A 15,028-nucleotide genomic window follows, 5' to 3' on the forward strand; every position below is an offset into this window, starting at 1 on the left:
TATTCGGAATGTATAATGGAATTTAGCTTGCGTGAATGGCTAATCTTGATTGGGGTCGTCATTATTGTCGTTATCCTCATAGATGGATTTCGTCGATATAAAAAGGGACAAGAATATGTCCAATCAGAAGATGACCTCGGTGAATTTGATGAGCCAGATGATGCTCTAGTGCAGCAAGGTGCCGCAACAGGGTACGGTAAGGTTTCTTCAAAAGAGAGATCGAAATCATCACATGATCCTATTGTGAATGCCTTTGAGAATGCTAGGAAAACCGCAAAATCACCTTTGACTGATGTTCCACATAAAGTGGATTCTGGTCCTGAGCTTGATCGGGGTGAAGAAATGCATCTTGATGAACTGGCTTCTTTGGTCCCTGAAAGAGATTTTGGCGATTCGGCGGTGTCCGAGCAAAATTATTCAGATGATGGTTTTTATGAGCAAGATGAGCTGGACCTAGACTTCGTCATCGATACTGAAAACAATATAGATGTTCATGGTGATGAAGATTACGAGCGCAGTTATTCGGAAGTCGACATTGATCAAGTAACACCACATGGTATTGTCGAAGATATGGATGATGACATTCAAGAAGACGACAGCGTTGCTGAAATTGAAGAAGTGATTGTTATTAATATTTTTGCACCAGAAGGACAGAACTTCTCTGGCATGGAACTGTTACAACTCATTCTGAATTGCGGGATGCGTTATGGCGAAATGGACATTTTCCATCGTCATGAAGACGGATTTGACCGTGGAAGAGTGCAATTTAGCATGGCAAATGCGATTGAACCGGGTACGTTTGATTTAGACTCCATGGGGGAAAGTGATTGTCCTGGTGTGAGTTTTTTCATGGGATTGCCAGGGCCTAAAAATAGCATGAAAGCATTTGATTTTATGCTTGAGACAGCCCAGACCTTAGTTCGTAATCTAGGTGGAGAGCTACGTGACGAACGTCGAACGCCGATGAGTGATCAAACCATCGCTCATTGTCGTCAGCGAATACGTGACTTTGAGCGCCGCCGGTTGATGCGTAATAAACAGTAAGATGAATCAGGGCCCTAAGGGGCCTTGATTGTTTTAGACACAAGTTGAAGAAAATACGTCGAGTTAAACTATGAACCAAGAGACAAACATGACGCATCAGCAAATGCTGGACCTGATTCAGCAGCTTAATGATTACAGTTATGCCTATCATGTAAAAGATGCGCCAATCGTTCCAGATGCCGTGTATGACCGTGACTACCGCCAGCTTCAAGACATAGAAACCGAGCACCCTGAGTGGGTTCAACATGATTCTCCGACACAGCGCGTCGGTGAAAAACCAGACAGCGGTTTTGTTAACGTGGCTCATACGGTTCCGATGCTGTCTTTGGACAATGCCTTTGATAATAATTCGTTAGCGGATTTTGACCAGCGAGTTCGTAAATTACTTAATGCCGATAACCTTGTTTATTGTTGCGAGCCTAAGCTGGATGGCTTAGCGATTAGTCTGCGTTATGAAGAGGGGCGTTTAGTGCGAGGTGTTACTCGTGGTGATGGATTGTCGGGTGAAGACATTACTTCAAACATCAAAACCTTGCATTCGGTTCCCTTGATGTTACGTACGAAAACGCCGCCTGCAGTGTTAGAGGTTCGTGGTGAAATTTATATGCCGAAAGAAGGGTTTGAAAAGCTTAATGCGTTAGCAATAAAGCAAGGCGATAAAGCGTTCGTCAACCCTCGTAATGCGGCAGCTGGCAGTTTACGTCAGCTTGATCCTAAGATTACTGCCACTCGCCCTTTGGTCATGTGTGCGTATTCCATTGGTTATGTAGAAGGTTGGAACCAACCTGAAAGTCATTATGAAGGTTTGCTGCAATTGAGTGAATGGGGTTTTCGTACTAATGATTTGATGAAAAGAGTGGAAGGGGCAACGGGTTGTATTGAGTATTATGAAATGCTCAATGAAAAACGTGCCGATTTGTCTTATGACATTGATGGCATCGTATACAAAGTTGATCAAATTTCGTTGCAGAATCAATTAGGCTTTATTGCTCGAGCGCCGCGTTGGGCGATAGCCAGAAAATTTCCTGCTCAAGAAGAAATGACTCGAGTGGTAGGGATTGATTTCCAAGTGGGTCGTACCGGAGCGATTACGCCCGTAGCGCGACTAGAGCCTGTTTTTGTGGGCGGTGTGACCGTGTCCAACGCTACTTTGCACAATAAAGATGAGATTGCTCGTTTAGGTGTTCGGGTGAACGATTATGTGGTGATTCATCGTGCTGGTGACGTGATTCCTAAGGTCGTGCAAGTGCTTGTCGATAAGCGTCCTGACAATACCACTGAGGTAGTGTTTCCAGATGCTTGTCCTGTTTGTGGCTCAGATTTAGAACAAGTTGAAGGTGAAGCGATCATTCGTTGTACTGGTGGTTTGGTTTGTGGTGCCCAGCTAAAAGAATCGTTAAAGCATTTTGTCTCGCGTAAAGCGATGGATATCGATGGCCTTGGCGATAAGTTGATCGAGCAGCTGGTGGATCAAGAGTTTGTCAAAACCCCAGTCGATATTTTTACTCTATATGAAAAGAAAGAGTCACTTTTAGCGATGGAGCGCATGGGGCAAAAATCGGTAGAGAAGCTGCTTGCCTCAATTGAAAGTGCAAAATCCACTCAATTTAATCGCTTCATTTATGCACTAGGCATTCGAGAAGTCGGTGAAGCAACGGCTCGAGCGCTAACAAACTATTTTACTGAACTTGATGATCTGATGGCAGCGGATCAAGAGACTTTAGTAGAGGTCGAAGACGTTGGGCCGATTGTGGCTCAACACGTTAAGTTGTTTTTCGATCAAGAAATGAATCGGAAAACAATCCACGGTTTGCTCGGCGCTGGCGTTGTTTGGGAAAAAAAATCACAAGCCTCATCTGATGAACTGCCGCTATCAGGTAAAACTTATGTGGTAACAGGATCTTTAAGTCAGTTTAGCCGTGATCAAGTAAAAGACAAATTACAGTCATTGGGTGCTAAGGTGAGCAGCTCGGTATCGGCAAAAACTGACTGTTTAGTGGCGGGTGAAAAAGCCGGCTCTAAACTCACTAGAGCGCAATCTTTGGATGTGCCAGTTATCGATGAAGCAGGTGTTATTGCCTTACTTAGTCAACATGGAGCAATTTAATTGGATACATTAATTCCTTACGACTCACTGTCTCCAGAGGCACTAGATACCATTTTGGGTGATATTGTGTCGCGCGATGGTACAGATTACGGTGATTACGATTTATCCGCAGCGCAAAAACGCGATCAGGCATTGCAGGTGTTGAAGAAAGGGGAGGCCGTATTGTTATTTGATACGGAGAGTGAAACCATTAAAATGATTCCGAAAGATGCATTAAGCAACTACGACCTCATGTGAGGCCGTGGTTATTTTCTGAATGGGTATCTTGTTGTGAATAGAGAGCTCGGAGCACTGTTTATTCTGAGCAATCACGAAGGCAATGGTTTATGTTGTGATCCATGATGCGTGCGGGCTCTTCTTCTGTGTTGCGTCCTACGACTTTTGCAGGAACCCCAGCGACTGTCGTGTGATGCTCAACCGCTTCTAGTACCACACTTCCTGCGCCGATTTTTGCCCCTTCACCGACTTCAATATTGCCTAAGATTTTGGCTCCGGCGCCAATCAATACCCCAGAACGAATCTTAGGATGACGATCACCATGTTCTTTACCTGTGCCGCCAAGAGTGACCGACTGCAAAATTGAGACATTGTCTTCTATGACGCAGGTTTCACCCACGACAAGCCCTGTCGCGTGATCGAGCATGACGCCACAACCAATCGTTGCCGCTGGATGAATATCCACACTGAACACCATAGACATTTGTCCTTGCAGGTAAAGCGCTAGACTTTTCCGATCATTTTTCCAAAGCCAGTTAGCTACACGATAGGTTTGTAATGCGTGAAAGCCTTTAAAAAACAAAAGAGGAGTAGTTAGGGTGTCGCAGGCAGCGTCCCTTTCTTTTATGGCTAAAATATCTTGCTCGATGCATCTGACAATGCCAGAGTGTATATCAGCCATGGCTTCTTCGAATACTTCTCGTAATACCATCGCTGGAATTGATATGCTGTCTAGCTTGCTGGCAAGCAAAAAGCTTAACGCAGCACACAATGAATCATGGCGTAATATAGTAGTGTTAAAGTAACTGGCTAAAATAGGTTCGTCTTGTGCAAGCTTTTCAGCTTCTGCTTGCAAAGATTGCCATAGATTGTCAGAAGTCACTGCATGATGCATTGTTTTACTCAAGGGGTATTCACCTATATACGTTCACGTTTAGAATGTAGGTTATAGGGTTAGGGTTAAACATTACAAGGGGCAATGTGAAGATTGCTCAAAAAGATGGAGATAATATGTCTGAAAAAAATGTTGCTGATGCATTACATATCTTTTATGAATTAAATGAGTTGCTTTCTGATGTTTATTGGGAAACCAATGATATTAATCAGAAAGATCGTTTTTTTGCGATGAAAGGTATATTACAAGACGAGCTTGATGAACTGCATAAACTGAGCTTGCAGGATCACGTGTACCCTTACGAGCCTATGAATCCAAGTTTGATGCAGTTAAGCGACAAACTACGAGCCATGTTGCCAGAGCTTAATCAATACGTGTATCGCCCTCAAACATTGAATCGCTTCGCTAATCTTATTCCAAGTGCGTGTGAATTGTTTGAGCTATAATACAGTTTTGGTTTATAAAACGGCTTTACATTGAGTCTATCAAAATGACTCAATGTAGGCTTAATGCGGCTGGTTATTTTGGCTGCGTTTTAAGTCTCGGATAATAAAGCGACTAGGGTGCAGCTTATGGCTAATGTCTTGCTCTAAAGGCGAAGGTGTACCGAGGATTAAGCTGGCAATATAACTGCCACTTAACGGTGTCGATATCAATCCTCTCGATCCATGGCCAATGTTCATGTAGAGCTGATTGATTGGTTCTATCGCTTTGTCTGACCGCCATTTTGCGTTTTTACTGAGAGCTGCATAGGCTTGTTGGCACACTTTGTCTGATTGAACTGGTCCTACTATGGGGGTGTAGTCAGGAACCGCACATCGGTACGATACTCTCCCACCGCATTCTTTACTGTCAAACGTACCTTTCGGCAATAACAGCAGCCTTTCTAAAATTGCCAGATTTCGTTTATGGTCTTCATCTCTTACTTGGTCATCATGATCTTTCAAGTCATAGGTTGACCCAAAATGCAGCAAGCCATTTATAGAGGGTGAAACATACCCAAATTCACATAAGACTTTGTTAATGTCTATTTTATAGTCAGATTCCCCTATGGCCTTACAAGCGGCCTGGGCTTTTTCTATGTCAATAAACGAGACCTGTCCTCGAATAGGGTGCGCAGGTGTATTTGGCGCGACGTCGAGCGCTTCGGTATCATTTGCTGTGCATAAAACGACATGAGAGAAACATGCTTGTTGATTACTTGATATTGCTTCCCAACTAATGGGTTGGGAAGCAGAATGAATTTGAGAAAGGTTTTCAAGGCGCGTGTTTAAGCTAACCTTAATGTTTTTGTGAGAGAGTAGCTTTTCGCAAAGCTGAGTCAGTACCACCCAACCAGAAAGCGGTAATAACAAACTTCCTTCTCTGTCGTTATCCTCAGCGGCGCGTAAAATAGTCTCTGGGTAGCGTTTTTCATTGATAAGCTTTTCGAAACGTTCGCTCTCTTTCTCATTTTTTGGAATTTGTATTAAGCCGCACTGATCCCAAAATGCTTTCTGTTTATCCAATATCGAATAGAGACGAGTAGCGTGTAAGTAAGCGGATAGATAAAAGCGATTAACAGGCGTGTCTTGTGACGCTAATTTAGGGTAGAGCATGCCTTGTGGGTTGCCTGATGCACCGCAAGCAATGTGGTCACCTTGTTCCCATACTGTGACGTTTATGCCTTGGCTTGCAAGTGCATACGCCGTATTTGCCCCAGCTAATCCTGCACCGACCACTAATACATGAGTGACTTCTGTTTGTTTTTCTTGGCGTAGGTTAAACCAAGATTGGCCTTGTGACATGCGCTCTGATAGTGCGGCTGTTGGTTGTTTAAGTTCCGCAACGACCATTTCTCTTTTTTGACCAAAACCTTTTACCTTCTTAACATCAAAGCCGACACTTTGTAGGCCTCGGCGAACAATTCCCGCCGCAGTAAAAGTCGCGCAAGTGGTGCCTTGGTGGCTAAGTCGATGGATGTGCTTGAATAGGTTGTCGGTCCACATCTCTGGGTTTTTGCTCGGCGCAAAGCCATCTAAAAACCACGCATCTACGTCGGCGTTTAACGCGGCGAAGCCTTCTTCTGCTTCACCAAACCAGAGTGTCAGCTGAATTTTTCCTTGTTCAAGTTCAACGCGATGCATGCCATGACAGATTTCTGGATAAGCCTCGATAAGTTGCTGACTAAAATGACTGAGAGAAGGCCACATCTTCAAAGCATCTATTAGCATGCCTTTTGTCAGTGGGTACTTTTCTACAGAAATAAAATGCAGTTGCTTGTCACTAGGCGCTTCCGCTAAAAAATCTTGCCATGCACAGAGGAAGTTTAAGCCAGTGCCAAAACCTGTTTCAGCGATGACAAATGCGTTTTTCTTAAGAGACTTCCAGCGCTCAGCTAAGTGGTTGTTGTGTAGGAAAACATAGCGAGTTTCTTCTAAACCGGATTCTTTATCAAAATAGACATCATCGAACTGGTTGGAGTGCGGCGCGCCGTCATCTCCCCAGCTTAATGACGGTTTTTCTAATTGGTAGCTAGTTAACACGGACAATGCTCTTGATGACGACAGGAGTCGTTGGTACATTTTGATATGGTCCAACGCTTGATGTTGGTACCGCAGAAATGGCATCGACAATATCCATACCCGTAACGACTTCACCGAATACGGTATAACCCGCCGCGCCGCGCGAGCCATCATTTAAAAAGGCGTTATCGACTTGGTTAACGAAAAATTGCGACGTGGCACTATTTGGGTCTTGCGTGCGAGCCATGGCCAGCGTTCCTCGATTATTGGCTAATCCATTGTCGCCTTCGTAAGCCACGGCTTGGTGTGTTGTTTTACGCTCTAGGTCTGTTGTAAAACCACCGCCTTGCACCATGAAACCGCGAATTACCCGGTGAAAGATGGTCTCATCGTAAAATCCTTCATCAGCATAACGTAAGAAGTTCTCTACCGTTTTTGGAGCCGCTTCGTCTTTTAAGTCTACTCGGATGGTGCCTTGACTGGTTAAAATATCGACTTCGGTGGCTTCTAGTTGTGAGCAAAAAGCCAGTAAAGCAAGACTGGTGATAAGAGATTTACGCATAGTGCTACTTCCTTATTTAATGTATGCCCAATACTATTGGGTGTGTCATAACATGCCAAGACGTTTTGTGTATTTACCGGAGAGAAAATGAATGCGAACTGCTGCCGTAGAAATTGAGTATTGTACTTTATGTCGTTGGATGTTGCGCGCCGCGTGGCTGGCTCAAGAGTTGCTAACGACATTTGATGACGATATTAAAAGTGTCACACTGTTGCCGACACAGGGCGGTATTTTTAAGATAAGGGTCAATGGCCAGGAAATTTGGTGTCGAAAAGAAGAAGACGGTTTTCCAGAGGCGAAAGTGCTAAAGCAAAGAATGAGGGATGTTATTGATCCTGATCGAGACTTAGGGCATTCAGATGTGAAAATTTAAATTTATTACAAATAACCTTCCCTAATCTTCCCCGCAGAGAAGATTAGGGTGTGTTTTCTTTTAGGTATTTGGGAAAACTTGTTTGAAAGGTTTTATCGTTACGTTTTTATAAACGCCAGCGTCCACATAAGGATCCGCGTCAGCCCATGCTTTTGCTTCTTCAAGGCTGCTAAATTCAGCGATCACAACGCTACCAGTAAAGCCAGCATCGCCTGGGTTATCTGAATCGATGGCAGGGTTTGGGCCTGCTAAGATCAAACGACCTTCGTTGTTCAGTACTTCTAGGCGAGCAAGGTGTGCAGGGCGTGCTTCTAAACGCGCGCCAAGACTGTTAGTCACATCTTCGCCAATAATTGAGTAAAGCATTGCTATTCCTTATTTTGTAAATGTGATGAGAGATAAATACCTTGCAGCAGAATAAAGACAATCGTCATGCCTAATAACCCAAACAGTTTGAAGTCTACCCATATCTCTTCACTGTAAGAGAAGGCGACATATAAGTTAGTCGCGCCAGAAACAATAAAGAAACAGACCCAAGCAAGATTCAGAGTACGCCATATTTTAAAAGGCAGCTCAAGTTTATCGCCCATCATGCGTTGAATGATGTTTTTATCGCCAATAAACTGGCTACCAAAAAAGACAATGGCAAAAAGGCCGTTGACGATTGTCGGCTTCCATTTGATGAAATCTCCATTTCCCATTAATACTGTCGCGCCGCCCAATAGCACGACTAACACTAATGAAATAATATGCATTTTCTCTACGGTTTTGTTTTTAAACCAAGTGAAACCAACTTGAATAAGTGTTGCTGGAATCAAAACGGCCGTTGCGAGAATGATGTCTCCTGTCATTTTATAAACAGCAAAAAAGATAACGATAGGAAGAAAGTCGAATAGTATTTTCATATAAAAAACCCAGTGTATGTATACTAGAATGTATGTATGCTGGTCTTATAATAACCATCATTCCTTTTAAAGAACAGTCAATCTATGCCTGAAGCTGCGAGTTACCGAAAAGTCGATTTACACACCCATTCAACGTGTTCGGATGGTAAATTTTCGCCGACTCAACTAGTCGATCTTGCCGTCGAGCAAAAAGTGTCCCTGTTCGCTCTAACGGATCACGACACATTGGATGGAATTGCTGAAGCAGGCCAAAGAGCGTCTGAACATGGGTTAAGTTTCATCAATGGCGTTGAGCTATCAACCCAGTGGAATGGTGTTCCTCTGCATATGGTGGCATTAAACTTTACACGGGATAATCCTGCCTTACTGTCGATTGTCGAAGAAAATCAGGCAATACGTTTAGATCGAGCACGACGGATTGCTGATTTGTTGGTAAAACAGGGGTTACCTGATTTGTTTGATGAAGCGACAGCATTGGCTGGTGAAAGCCAGCTAGGGCGACCACATTTCGCGAGTTTATTGGTTGAGCAAGGGTTTGTGAAAGACGCGAATAAAGCGTTTGATCGTTATTTAGGGAATAAGCGGTTGGGGCAATTGCGGGATGTGTGGCCTGACCTTGAAACGGTATTAACCGCACTTTCGGGTCAAAATATGGAGTTGGTTTTAGCACACCCTAAACGCTACCCTCTTACCGTGACCAAATTAAAACGCTTATTGGGCGATTTTAAAAAATGGGGTGGGACTGGGATCGAAATTGTTTCGGGTAATGAGCGTCCAGATAGTGTTCGCTTATTGGAGCGCTTATCGAGAGAGTTTGGACTAAAAGCCTCAGTAGGAAGTGACTATCATGGACCGTTTGGGCCTTGGATGCAGGTGGGAAAGTTCACCCAAATACATGAAAGTGAAGTCGATTTAGTTTGGCAGGCTTGGGCATAGCAAAATTTTTATAACCTAGCTTCTTAGGTGTTAGGTTTTGTGTATATATTGACATTTTTAGTGGAGAGTAGGTTGAGTCAATTTTTTCAGATACACCCAGAAAACCCACAGGCGCGTTTGATTAAACAAGCGGCAGAAGTCATTCGTAATGGTGGTGTTATTGCTTATCCAACAGACTGTGGATATTCATTGGGTTGTCATCTTGGTGATAAATCAGCACAGGATCGAATTAGAGCAATTCGTCGCTTAGATGATAAGCATAACTTTACGTTGGTGTGTCGTGATTTATCTGAAATATCAACCTATGCACGGTTTGACAATCGCCTATATCGCTTACTTAAAAATAATACTCCAGGTCCTTACACCTTCATTTTCAGTGCCACATCAGAAGTGCCTAGGCGGTTATTGCATCCAAAAAGAAAGGCGATTGGTATTCGAATCCCAAATAATCAAATAGTGTCTGCGTTGTTAGAAGAGTTGGGCGAGCCGATCATGAGTGTTTCTCTTATTTTACCTGGAGAAACCGATCCGATGACCGACCCATACGACATTCGCGATACGCTCGAACATGCGCTAGATTTAGTTATAGATGGCGGCTTTTGTGGGCTACAGCCGACAACGGTCGTTAAAATGGATGCTGATAGCATTGAAGTAGTTCGTATTGGCGCAGGGGATCCTGCGCCGTTTCAGTAAATTGTTTAATATTCAGCTGTCAAGGCCCACGGTGTGTGGCTTATAATGCGCTAAATAGTCAATTAATATTATTAAAACTGGGTTGCTGAGAAGCATTCCCTCTAAGAGGTTCGTAATGGACGAAAAGTTACAAAAAGTATTAGCAAGAGCAGGTCAGGGTTCACGCCGTGAAATGGAAACCCGTATCCGTGAAGGTCGTGTATTAGTGAATGGTGAGGTTGCTACATTAGGCGACCGTGTAAGCCTGACAGATACAGTTTCGATAGATGGATATGTCATCGAAGCGACAGAAGCAGGTGAAAATCGCCGTATTATTATTTATAACAAACCCGAAGGTGAGGTTTGTACTCGTAAAGACCCAGAAGGTCGACCGACTGTTTTTGATAAGCTGCCTAAGCTGCGCGGAGAGCGCTGGATTGCGGTAGGCCGTTTGGATATTAATACTTCTGGTTTGTTGCTCTTTACGACGGATGGTGAACTAGCGAATAGATTGATGCACCCATCGACGGAGATAGATCGAGAGTATCTTGTCCGTGTCATGGGTGAAGTAACAGAAGAAAACATTGCCGCGTTGAAAAAAGGCGTGATCATGGACGATGGTATTGCCAAGTTTACTGATATTGTCGATGGTGGTGGTGAAGGTATTAACCGCTGGTTTTACGTATGCTTAATGGAAGGTCGTAACCGCGAAGTTCGTCGTCTTTGGGAGTCCCAAGGCGTTAAGGTTAACCGTTTGAAGCGTGTTCGTTTTGGTCCTATTTTCTTACCGTCAAAAGCAAAGGTAGGTCGTTGGGTCGAAATGGAAGACGCTGAAGTTAATTCATTGTGTGCCATGGTTGATCTTAAAGTGTCGGAATTGAAACCTAAGACGCAGCAGCAAAAGCTTGAACTTAAACGTCACAAGAATAAAGCAACGGCGGGCGGTGCACGTCGCGGCGCAAATAAAGGCTTTGATTGGCAGAGTAGCGATAAACAGGAATTTAAGCCTAAAAAACCAGGCAAAAGGTCGTTTCGTTAAGATAAATTGGTTTGGAGTCGTAGAAGCATGGTTCGCTGGATAATTGCATTAATTGTGGTCTTGGTTGTCGGTTTTTTTATTTACGTAAATGTAAGTAATAAATTGCCTGAAGGGCTTGGTGTAACGGATGGTCTGTTGAAGCCTTGTTCCTCGTCTCCTAATTGTGTGTCGACGCAGGCAGCGCCAGAAGATACGGTTCATTATGCTGAGCCTATTATTTACACGGGCGGTCGTAAAGACACGCAGTTATCTATCGAATCCTATATGCTGAATAAGGGAAATGCTCGGATTGTGAGTAGTACCTTAGGCTATGTCCATTTCGAGGTGACGAGTCACTTGGTGGGCTATATTGATGATGTTGAGTTCTATTTCCCCGAAGCGGATAGCGTTGTACATTTTCGTTCGGGCTCGCGTGTGGGTCATTCCGACTTCGGTGTAAATCGCGAGAGAGTTAGAAAAATTCAAGATCTTCTAGTAAATTAATTCTAAAACGATAATAGTTGGACGAGGATTGCCCATGAGTTTAGATGACAACCAAACTATTTTAATTGTTGAGGATGATGAGCGTTTAGCTTTATTGACTCAAGAATACTTACAAAAGAATGGTTTCAACGTTGGTGTTGAAGCGGATGGCCGCAAGGCTATTTCTCGTATTATTGAAGAGCAACCTTCTCTTGTTATCTTAGATTTGATGTTGCCCGGTGCTGACGGCTTTACAGTATGTCGCAGTGTCCGTCATGACTACAAAGGACCTATTTTAATGTTGACGGCTCGCAGTGATGATGTCGACCAAATTTTAGGTTTAGAAATTGGGGCGGATGATTATGTTTCTAAGCCTGCAAAACCAAGGGTGTTGTTAGCAAGAGTGCAGTCGTTATTGCGTCGCAGTACGCAAGATGTTGACCTGTCTGCTGAATCCTCTAAAGAAGAGCAGAACTTGATTTTTGGCCCTTTGACAATTGATAACTCTCGTCGTGAGGCTTGGTTGCTCGAAGAAGAAGTCGAACTTACCAGTGCTGAATTTGATTTATTGTGGTTGTTGGCCAGTAGTGCTGGTCGTATTCTAAGTCGTGAAGAGATTTTTGGTGAATTGCGTGGTATCGAGTACGACGGTCAAGATCGTTCTGTTGATGTTAGAATCTCTCGAATTCGCTCAAAAATAGGCGATGACCCAATTCATCCTCGTCGTATAAAAACCATTCGTAGTAAGGGTTACTTGTTTGTAAAAGAAGTATAGGAACGTAATGCGAGCTGAAATGTGGCGTTTATATCGGCACCTGGTGTTTGGAGGTGTCGTTATTGTCTTGTCCTGTTACGTTGTTATGGCATTTACTCAAGCTCGCTTCAGTGCTTCAAGAGTAGAGCAATTGCTTTGTGTAGACGCAGAAATAAGCTCTGTTCTCCTGCTTTCTGGTATTAGCCAGCAGCTACCAGAGTCTCAGTTTAATTGGACTTTACAGCTAACTGAGCCTCTTTCAATTTCAACGATTTCCTCGTTAATAAGTCAAAAAAAATGGCTTAAATTCCCCGATAATAGCTATCAATTAACGTTTGAACATTCTGGTCAGTCTGTATTAATGGGCCGAGCGTATCAACATGACAAATTTTTTAAATTTGAATCCTTGTTGCAGCGTTTTCTTCTATCAGATCAGATGAGTTATCAGGATAAGAAGTCTTTAATTGAAAATATGCCGTGTCTTTCTGTTGAGTATATTTCTTCTAAATCTCCCAGTGTGTTAACGGGTGTTGCCTTGGTTCATGGTGCTTATGGGGAGTATGGTTTCTTATGGGAAGATGAGGAGGCGGACGGCGCTGTTTACTTGTCCATTGTCCATGAAGAAAATATTTCCTTAACCTTTACTGTGGTTATTATTGTCTTTGTAGGAATGCTAGTCATGCTTATTCTCATCTGGCGTGAATTAGTCTCTCTTGATTTTAAACGAAAGACATTTGAAAGTATTACTCGTCAAATTGCTCGCGGTAGAAGTGGTTTGCCAAAAGGTATTCCGGATAGTAATGGCACACTAAAAGAATTGGCTTATTCATTTGATTCTATGTCATCACATATTCAACGCTTATTGAAAGTGCAGCGTGAAATGATAAATGCCATTTCCCATGAGTTAAGAACACCTATTGCCCGTTTACGGTTCGGGTTGGAGGTGATGAAGGACGAAGTGGATGATGATGTTGCTAAATCTATCGAAGCGTTGGAAGGTGATGTCGAAGAGTTGAATACGTTGGTGGATGAAGTGCTTACTTACGGGAAGCTAGAGGGTGGCTCATTAGAACTTAATTTCAAAGAGCTTTCTATTTCTCAATTAGTTGATGGCATTTTGAGACATAATCACCTGCTACTTCAGCATCTTAGTGTCGACGTGGATATTAATGAGGCAGACATAGTGTTGGCTGATGAACATCATCTGAGCAGAGCCTTACAGAATCTTATTTTGAATGCAGCTAAATACGCTGCTAGCAAAATCTCCATTACTTTCTCTCATGACTCAGAGCGTTGGCAGTTAGATATTGAAGATGATGGTCCTGGTATTGCTTTTGAAGACAGGGATAAAGTTTTTATACCTTTCCAGCGATTGGATAACAGCCGGACGCGTGCTTCAGGAGGTTATGGGTTAGGGCTCGCAATTGTTCAGCGTATTGCTTTTTGGCATGGCGGTGCAGTATTGATCGATGCGAGTGAGTCTGGTGGCGCTAAATTTAGTTTGATTTGGTCACGTAATCAGCATCAGAACACCTTGTCCTGATGCTGATATAAGTCCCTAAAGTTCTGGGGCTAGAATGCCTTTTAGGTTCTTAAAGCACGTTTTAGATGCCGTAGATATAAGGTCTTCCATGTAGGCGTTTTCACGCTGGTCTTTTCTGATTGCCAAATAGAGCTTACACCAAACACCTTCTTCACCAAGTGATTTTGTCATCACATATTGCCGATTTGTGTATTCTGTTAATGCCCAATTAGGCAGACAGCATAGACCACGACCACTGGCAACCAATTGCATCATCATGAGCGTTAGCTCGCTGTGGCGGATTTTGGCAGGTGAAATACCGGCAGGGTTTAGAAAATGTTTAAAAATATCCAGTCGCTCTGTTTCAACAGGATAGGTGATGAGTGTTTCTTTCTCGAAATCTTCCGGGCTTAGAAACTCTTTTTTTGCCAATGGATGATGTCGAGACAGGGCGACTTGCGATTCATATTGAAATAAAGGGATGTATTCAATATTGGGAATATCTTGAGGGTCGGATGTTACCACTAAATCTAAATCGCCACGAGCGAGGGCAGGCAGAGGCATAAAGCCAAACGCCGTAGAAAGGTCTAGCTCGACATCTGGCCAATGTTCACGAAAGTGATCAATCGTTGGCATGAGCCATTCATAGCAACTGTGGCACTCGATGGCGATGTGTAAACGGCCGCTTTCGCCTTCTGCAAAGCGGTGAATATCTCGCTGAGCGGATCGAAATGAGAGTAGAACATCATCGGCAAGTTGTAATAAACGCAGTCCAGCACTGGTGAAGCGGACAGGTTTGGTTTTTCGAATGAATAATGGGCAGCCTAGCTTCTCTTCTAGATCTTTGAGCTGGTGAGATAAAGCAGACTGCGTTAAATGTACTCGTTCAGCGGCTTCGACTAAGCTGCCTGTTTCTCTTAACGCGGTCAGTGTTTTTAAATGCCTAACTTCAATAATGCTCATAGTAATTCACGGTTGATGCGTTTTTTTCAATGTGTTGGATATAAAAAAGCTCGCTGGATGATTGCGCCCAGACG

17 protein-coding genes are annotated in these 15,028 nt (G+C 43.4%); 11 read left to right on the plus strand and 6 right to left on the minus strand.

The features are described 5' to 3' along the window. Window positions 1-15 precede the first annotated feature (15 nt). From zipA to MP3633_RS04395, 3 genes are all read left to right on the plus strand, one after another. Window positions 16-1,044 carry a cell division protein ZipA gene (gene zipA / locus MP3633_RS04385; protein WP_176334621.1) on the plus strand — a complete coding sequence of 343 codons (1,029 nt, stop codon included), beginning with the start codon at window positions 16-18 and terminating at the stop codon, window positions 1,042-1,044. Between the two features lie 88 nt (window positions 1,045-1,132). Further along, window positions 1,133-3,151 (plus strand): NAD-dependent DNA ligase LigA, encoded by a 2,019-nt coding sequence (gene ligA / locus MP3633_RS04390; RefSeq protein ID WP_176334622.1) that lies wholly within the window; start codon window positions 1,133-1,135, stop codon window positions 3,149-3,151. Next, the gene (locus MP3633_RS04395; protein WP_112140494.1) at window positions 3,152-3,388 is read left to right on the plus strand and encodes a YheU family protein; all 237 of its coding nucleotides are present in this window, start codon (window positions 3,152-3,154) and stop codon (window positions 3,386-3,388) included. A 58-nt stretch (window positions 3,389-3,446) separates the two neighbouring features. Here the strand turns inward: MP3633_RS04395 and cysE are convergent, their stop codons facing one another. Next, entirely contained in the window at window positions 3,447-4,262 is an 816-nt protein-coding gene (gene cysE / locus MP3633_RS04400) for a serine O-acetyltransferase (RefSeq protein ID WP_176336728.1), read from the minus strand. Window positions 4,263-4,378: 116 nt separating this feature from the next. Between cysE and MP3633_RS04405 the strand changes: the two genes are divergently transcribed. Further along, window positions 4,379-4,708, plus strand: coding sequence for a hypothetical protein (locus tag MP3633_RS04405; RefSeq protein WP_176334623.1), 330 nt, complete (start codon window positions 4,379-4,381; stop codon window positions 4,706-4,708). Between the two features lie 60 nt (window positions 4,709-4,768). On the opposite strand, the gene mnmC is transcribed toward MP3633_RS04405, so the two are convergent. Both mnmC and MP3633_RS04415 read right to left on the minus strand, forming a co-directional pair. Then, a complete protein-coding gene (mnmC, locus tag MP3633_RS04410; RefSeq protein ID WP_176334624.1) occupies window positions 4,769-6,787 on the minus strand; it encodes a bifunctional tRNA (5-methylaminomethyl-2-thiouridine)(34)-methyltransferase MnmC2/FAD-dependent 5-carboxymethylaminomethyl-2-thiouridine(34) oxidoreductase MnmC1 in 2,019 nt (672 codons plus the stop codon). Next, window positions 6,777-7,328: a peptidylprolyl isomerase gene (locus MP3633_RS04415; protein ID WP_176334625.1), complete on the minus strand. Its 552-nt coding sequence runs from the start codon at window positions 7,326-7,328 to the stop codon at window positions 6,777-6,779. The genes mnmC and MP3633_RS04415 overlap by 11 nt, the downstream gene beginning before the upstream one ends. Window positions 7,329-7,419: 91 nt before the next feature. Between MP3633_RS04415 and MP3633_RS04420 the strand changes: the two genes are divergently transcribed. Then, window positions 7,420-7,701 (plus strand): Rdx family protein, encoded by a 282-nt coding sequence (locus MP3633_RS04420; protein ID WP_176334626.1) that lies wholly within the window; start codon window positions 7,420-7,422, stop codon window positions 7,699-7,701. Between the two features lie 60 nt (window positions 7,702-7,761). Here the strand turns inward: MP3633_RS04420 and MP3633_RS04425 are convergent, their stop codons facing one another. Then, window positions 7,762-8,067 (minus strand): YciI family protein, encoded by a 306-nt coding sequence (locus tag MP3633_RS04425; protein WP_176334627.1) that lies wholly within the window; start codon window positions 8,065-8,067, stop codon window positions 7,762-7,764. A gap of 2 nt (window positions 8,068-8,069) precedes the next feature. Further along, on the minus strand, window positions 8,070-8,606 hold the full coding sequence (locus MP3633_RS04430; protein ID WP_176334628.1) for a septation protein A: 537 nt from the start codon (window positions 8,604-8,606) through the stop codon (window positions 8,070-8,072). A gap of 84 nt (window positions 8,607-8,690) precedes the next feature. On the opposite strand from MP3633_RS04430, the gene MP3633_RS04435 reads away from it, so the two are divergent. The 6 genes from MP3633_RS04435 to MP3633_RS04460 all read left to right on the plus strand — a co-directional run bounded on the left by MP3633_RS04435 (window position 8,691) and on the right by MP3633_RS04460 (window position 14,012). Beyond that, window positions 8,691-9,542, plus strand: a complete 852-nt coding sequence (locus MP3633_RS04435) for a PHP domain-containing protein (protein ID WP_176334629.1) — start codon at window positions 8,691-8,693, stop codon at window positions 9,540-9,542. A 72-nt stretch (window positions 9,543-9,614) separates the two neighbouring features. After that, entirely contained in the window at window positions 9,615-10,235 is a 621-nt protein-coding gene (locus MP3633_RS04440) for an L-threonylcarbamoyladenylate synthase (protein WP_112140477.1), read from the plus strand. Window positions 10,236-10,350: 115 nt separating this feature from the next. Beyond that, window positions 10,351-11,253, plus strand: coding sequence for a 23S rRNA pseudouridine(2605) synthase RluB (gene rluB, locus MP3633_RS04445; protein ID WP_112140476.1), 903 nt, complete (start codon window positions 10,351-10,353; stop codon window positions 11,251-11,253). A gap of 27 nt (window positions 11,254-11,280) precedes the next feature. Beyond that, a complete protein-coding gene (locus MP3633_RS04450; protein WP_176334630.1) occupies window positions 11,281-11,736 on the plus strand; it encodes a DUF1499 domain-containing protein in 456 nt (151 codons plus the stop codon). A gap of 34 nt (window positions 11,737-11,770) precedes the next feature. Further along, entirely contained in the window at window positions 11,771-12,490 is a 720-nt protein-coding gene (locus MP3633_RS04455) for a response regulator (protein WP_112140474.1), read from the plus strand. A 7-nt stretch (window positions 12,491-12,497) separates the two neighbouring features. Beyond that, window positions 12,498-14,012, plus strand: coding sequence for an ATP-binding protein (locus MP3633_RS04460; RefSeq protein WP_176334631.1), 1,515 nt, complete (start codon window positions 12,498-12,500; stop codon window positions 14,010-14,012). Window positions 14,013-14,027: 15 nt separating this feature from the next. On the opposite strand, the gene MP3633_RS04465 is transcribed toward MP3633_RS04460, so the two are convergent. Further along, window positions 14,028-14,954, minus strand: a complete 927-nt coding sequence (locus MP3633_RS04465; protein WP_280526404.1) for a LysR family transcriptional regulator — start codon at window positions 14,952-14,954, stop codon at window positions 14,028-14,030. Window positions 14,955-15,028 lie beyond the last annotated feature (74 nt).

The organism is Marinomonas primoryensis (genome assembly GCF_013372285.1).
Lineage (GTDB): Bacteria > Pseudomonadota > Gammaproteobacteria > Pseudomonadales > Marinomonadaceae > Marinomonas > Marinomonas primoryensis.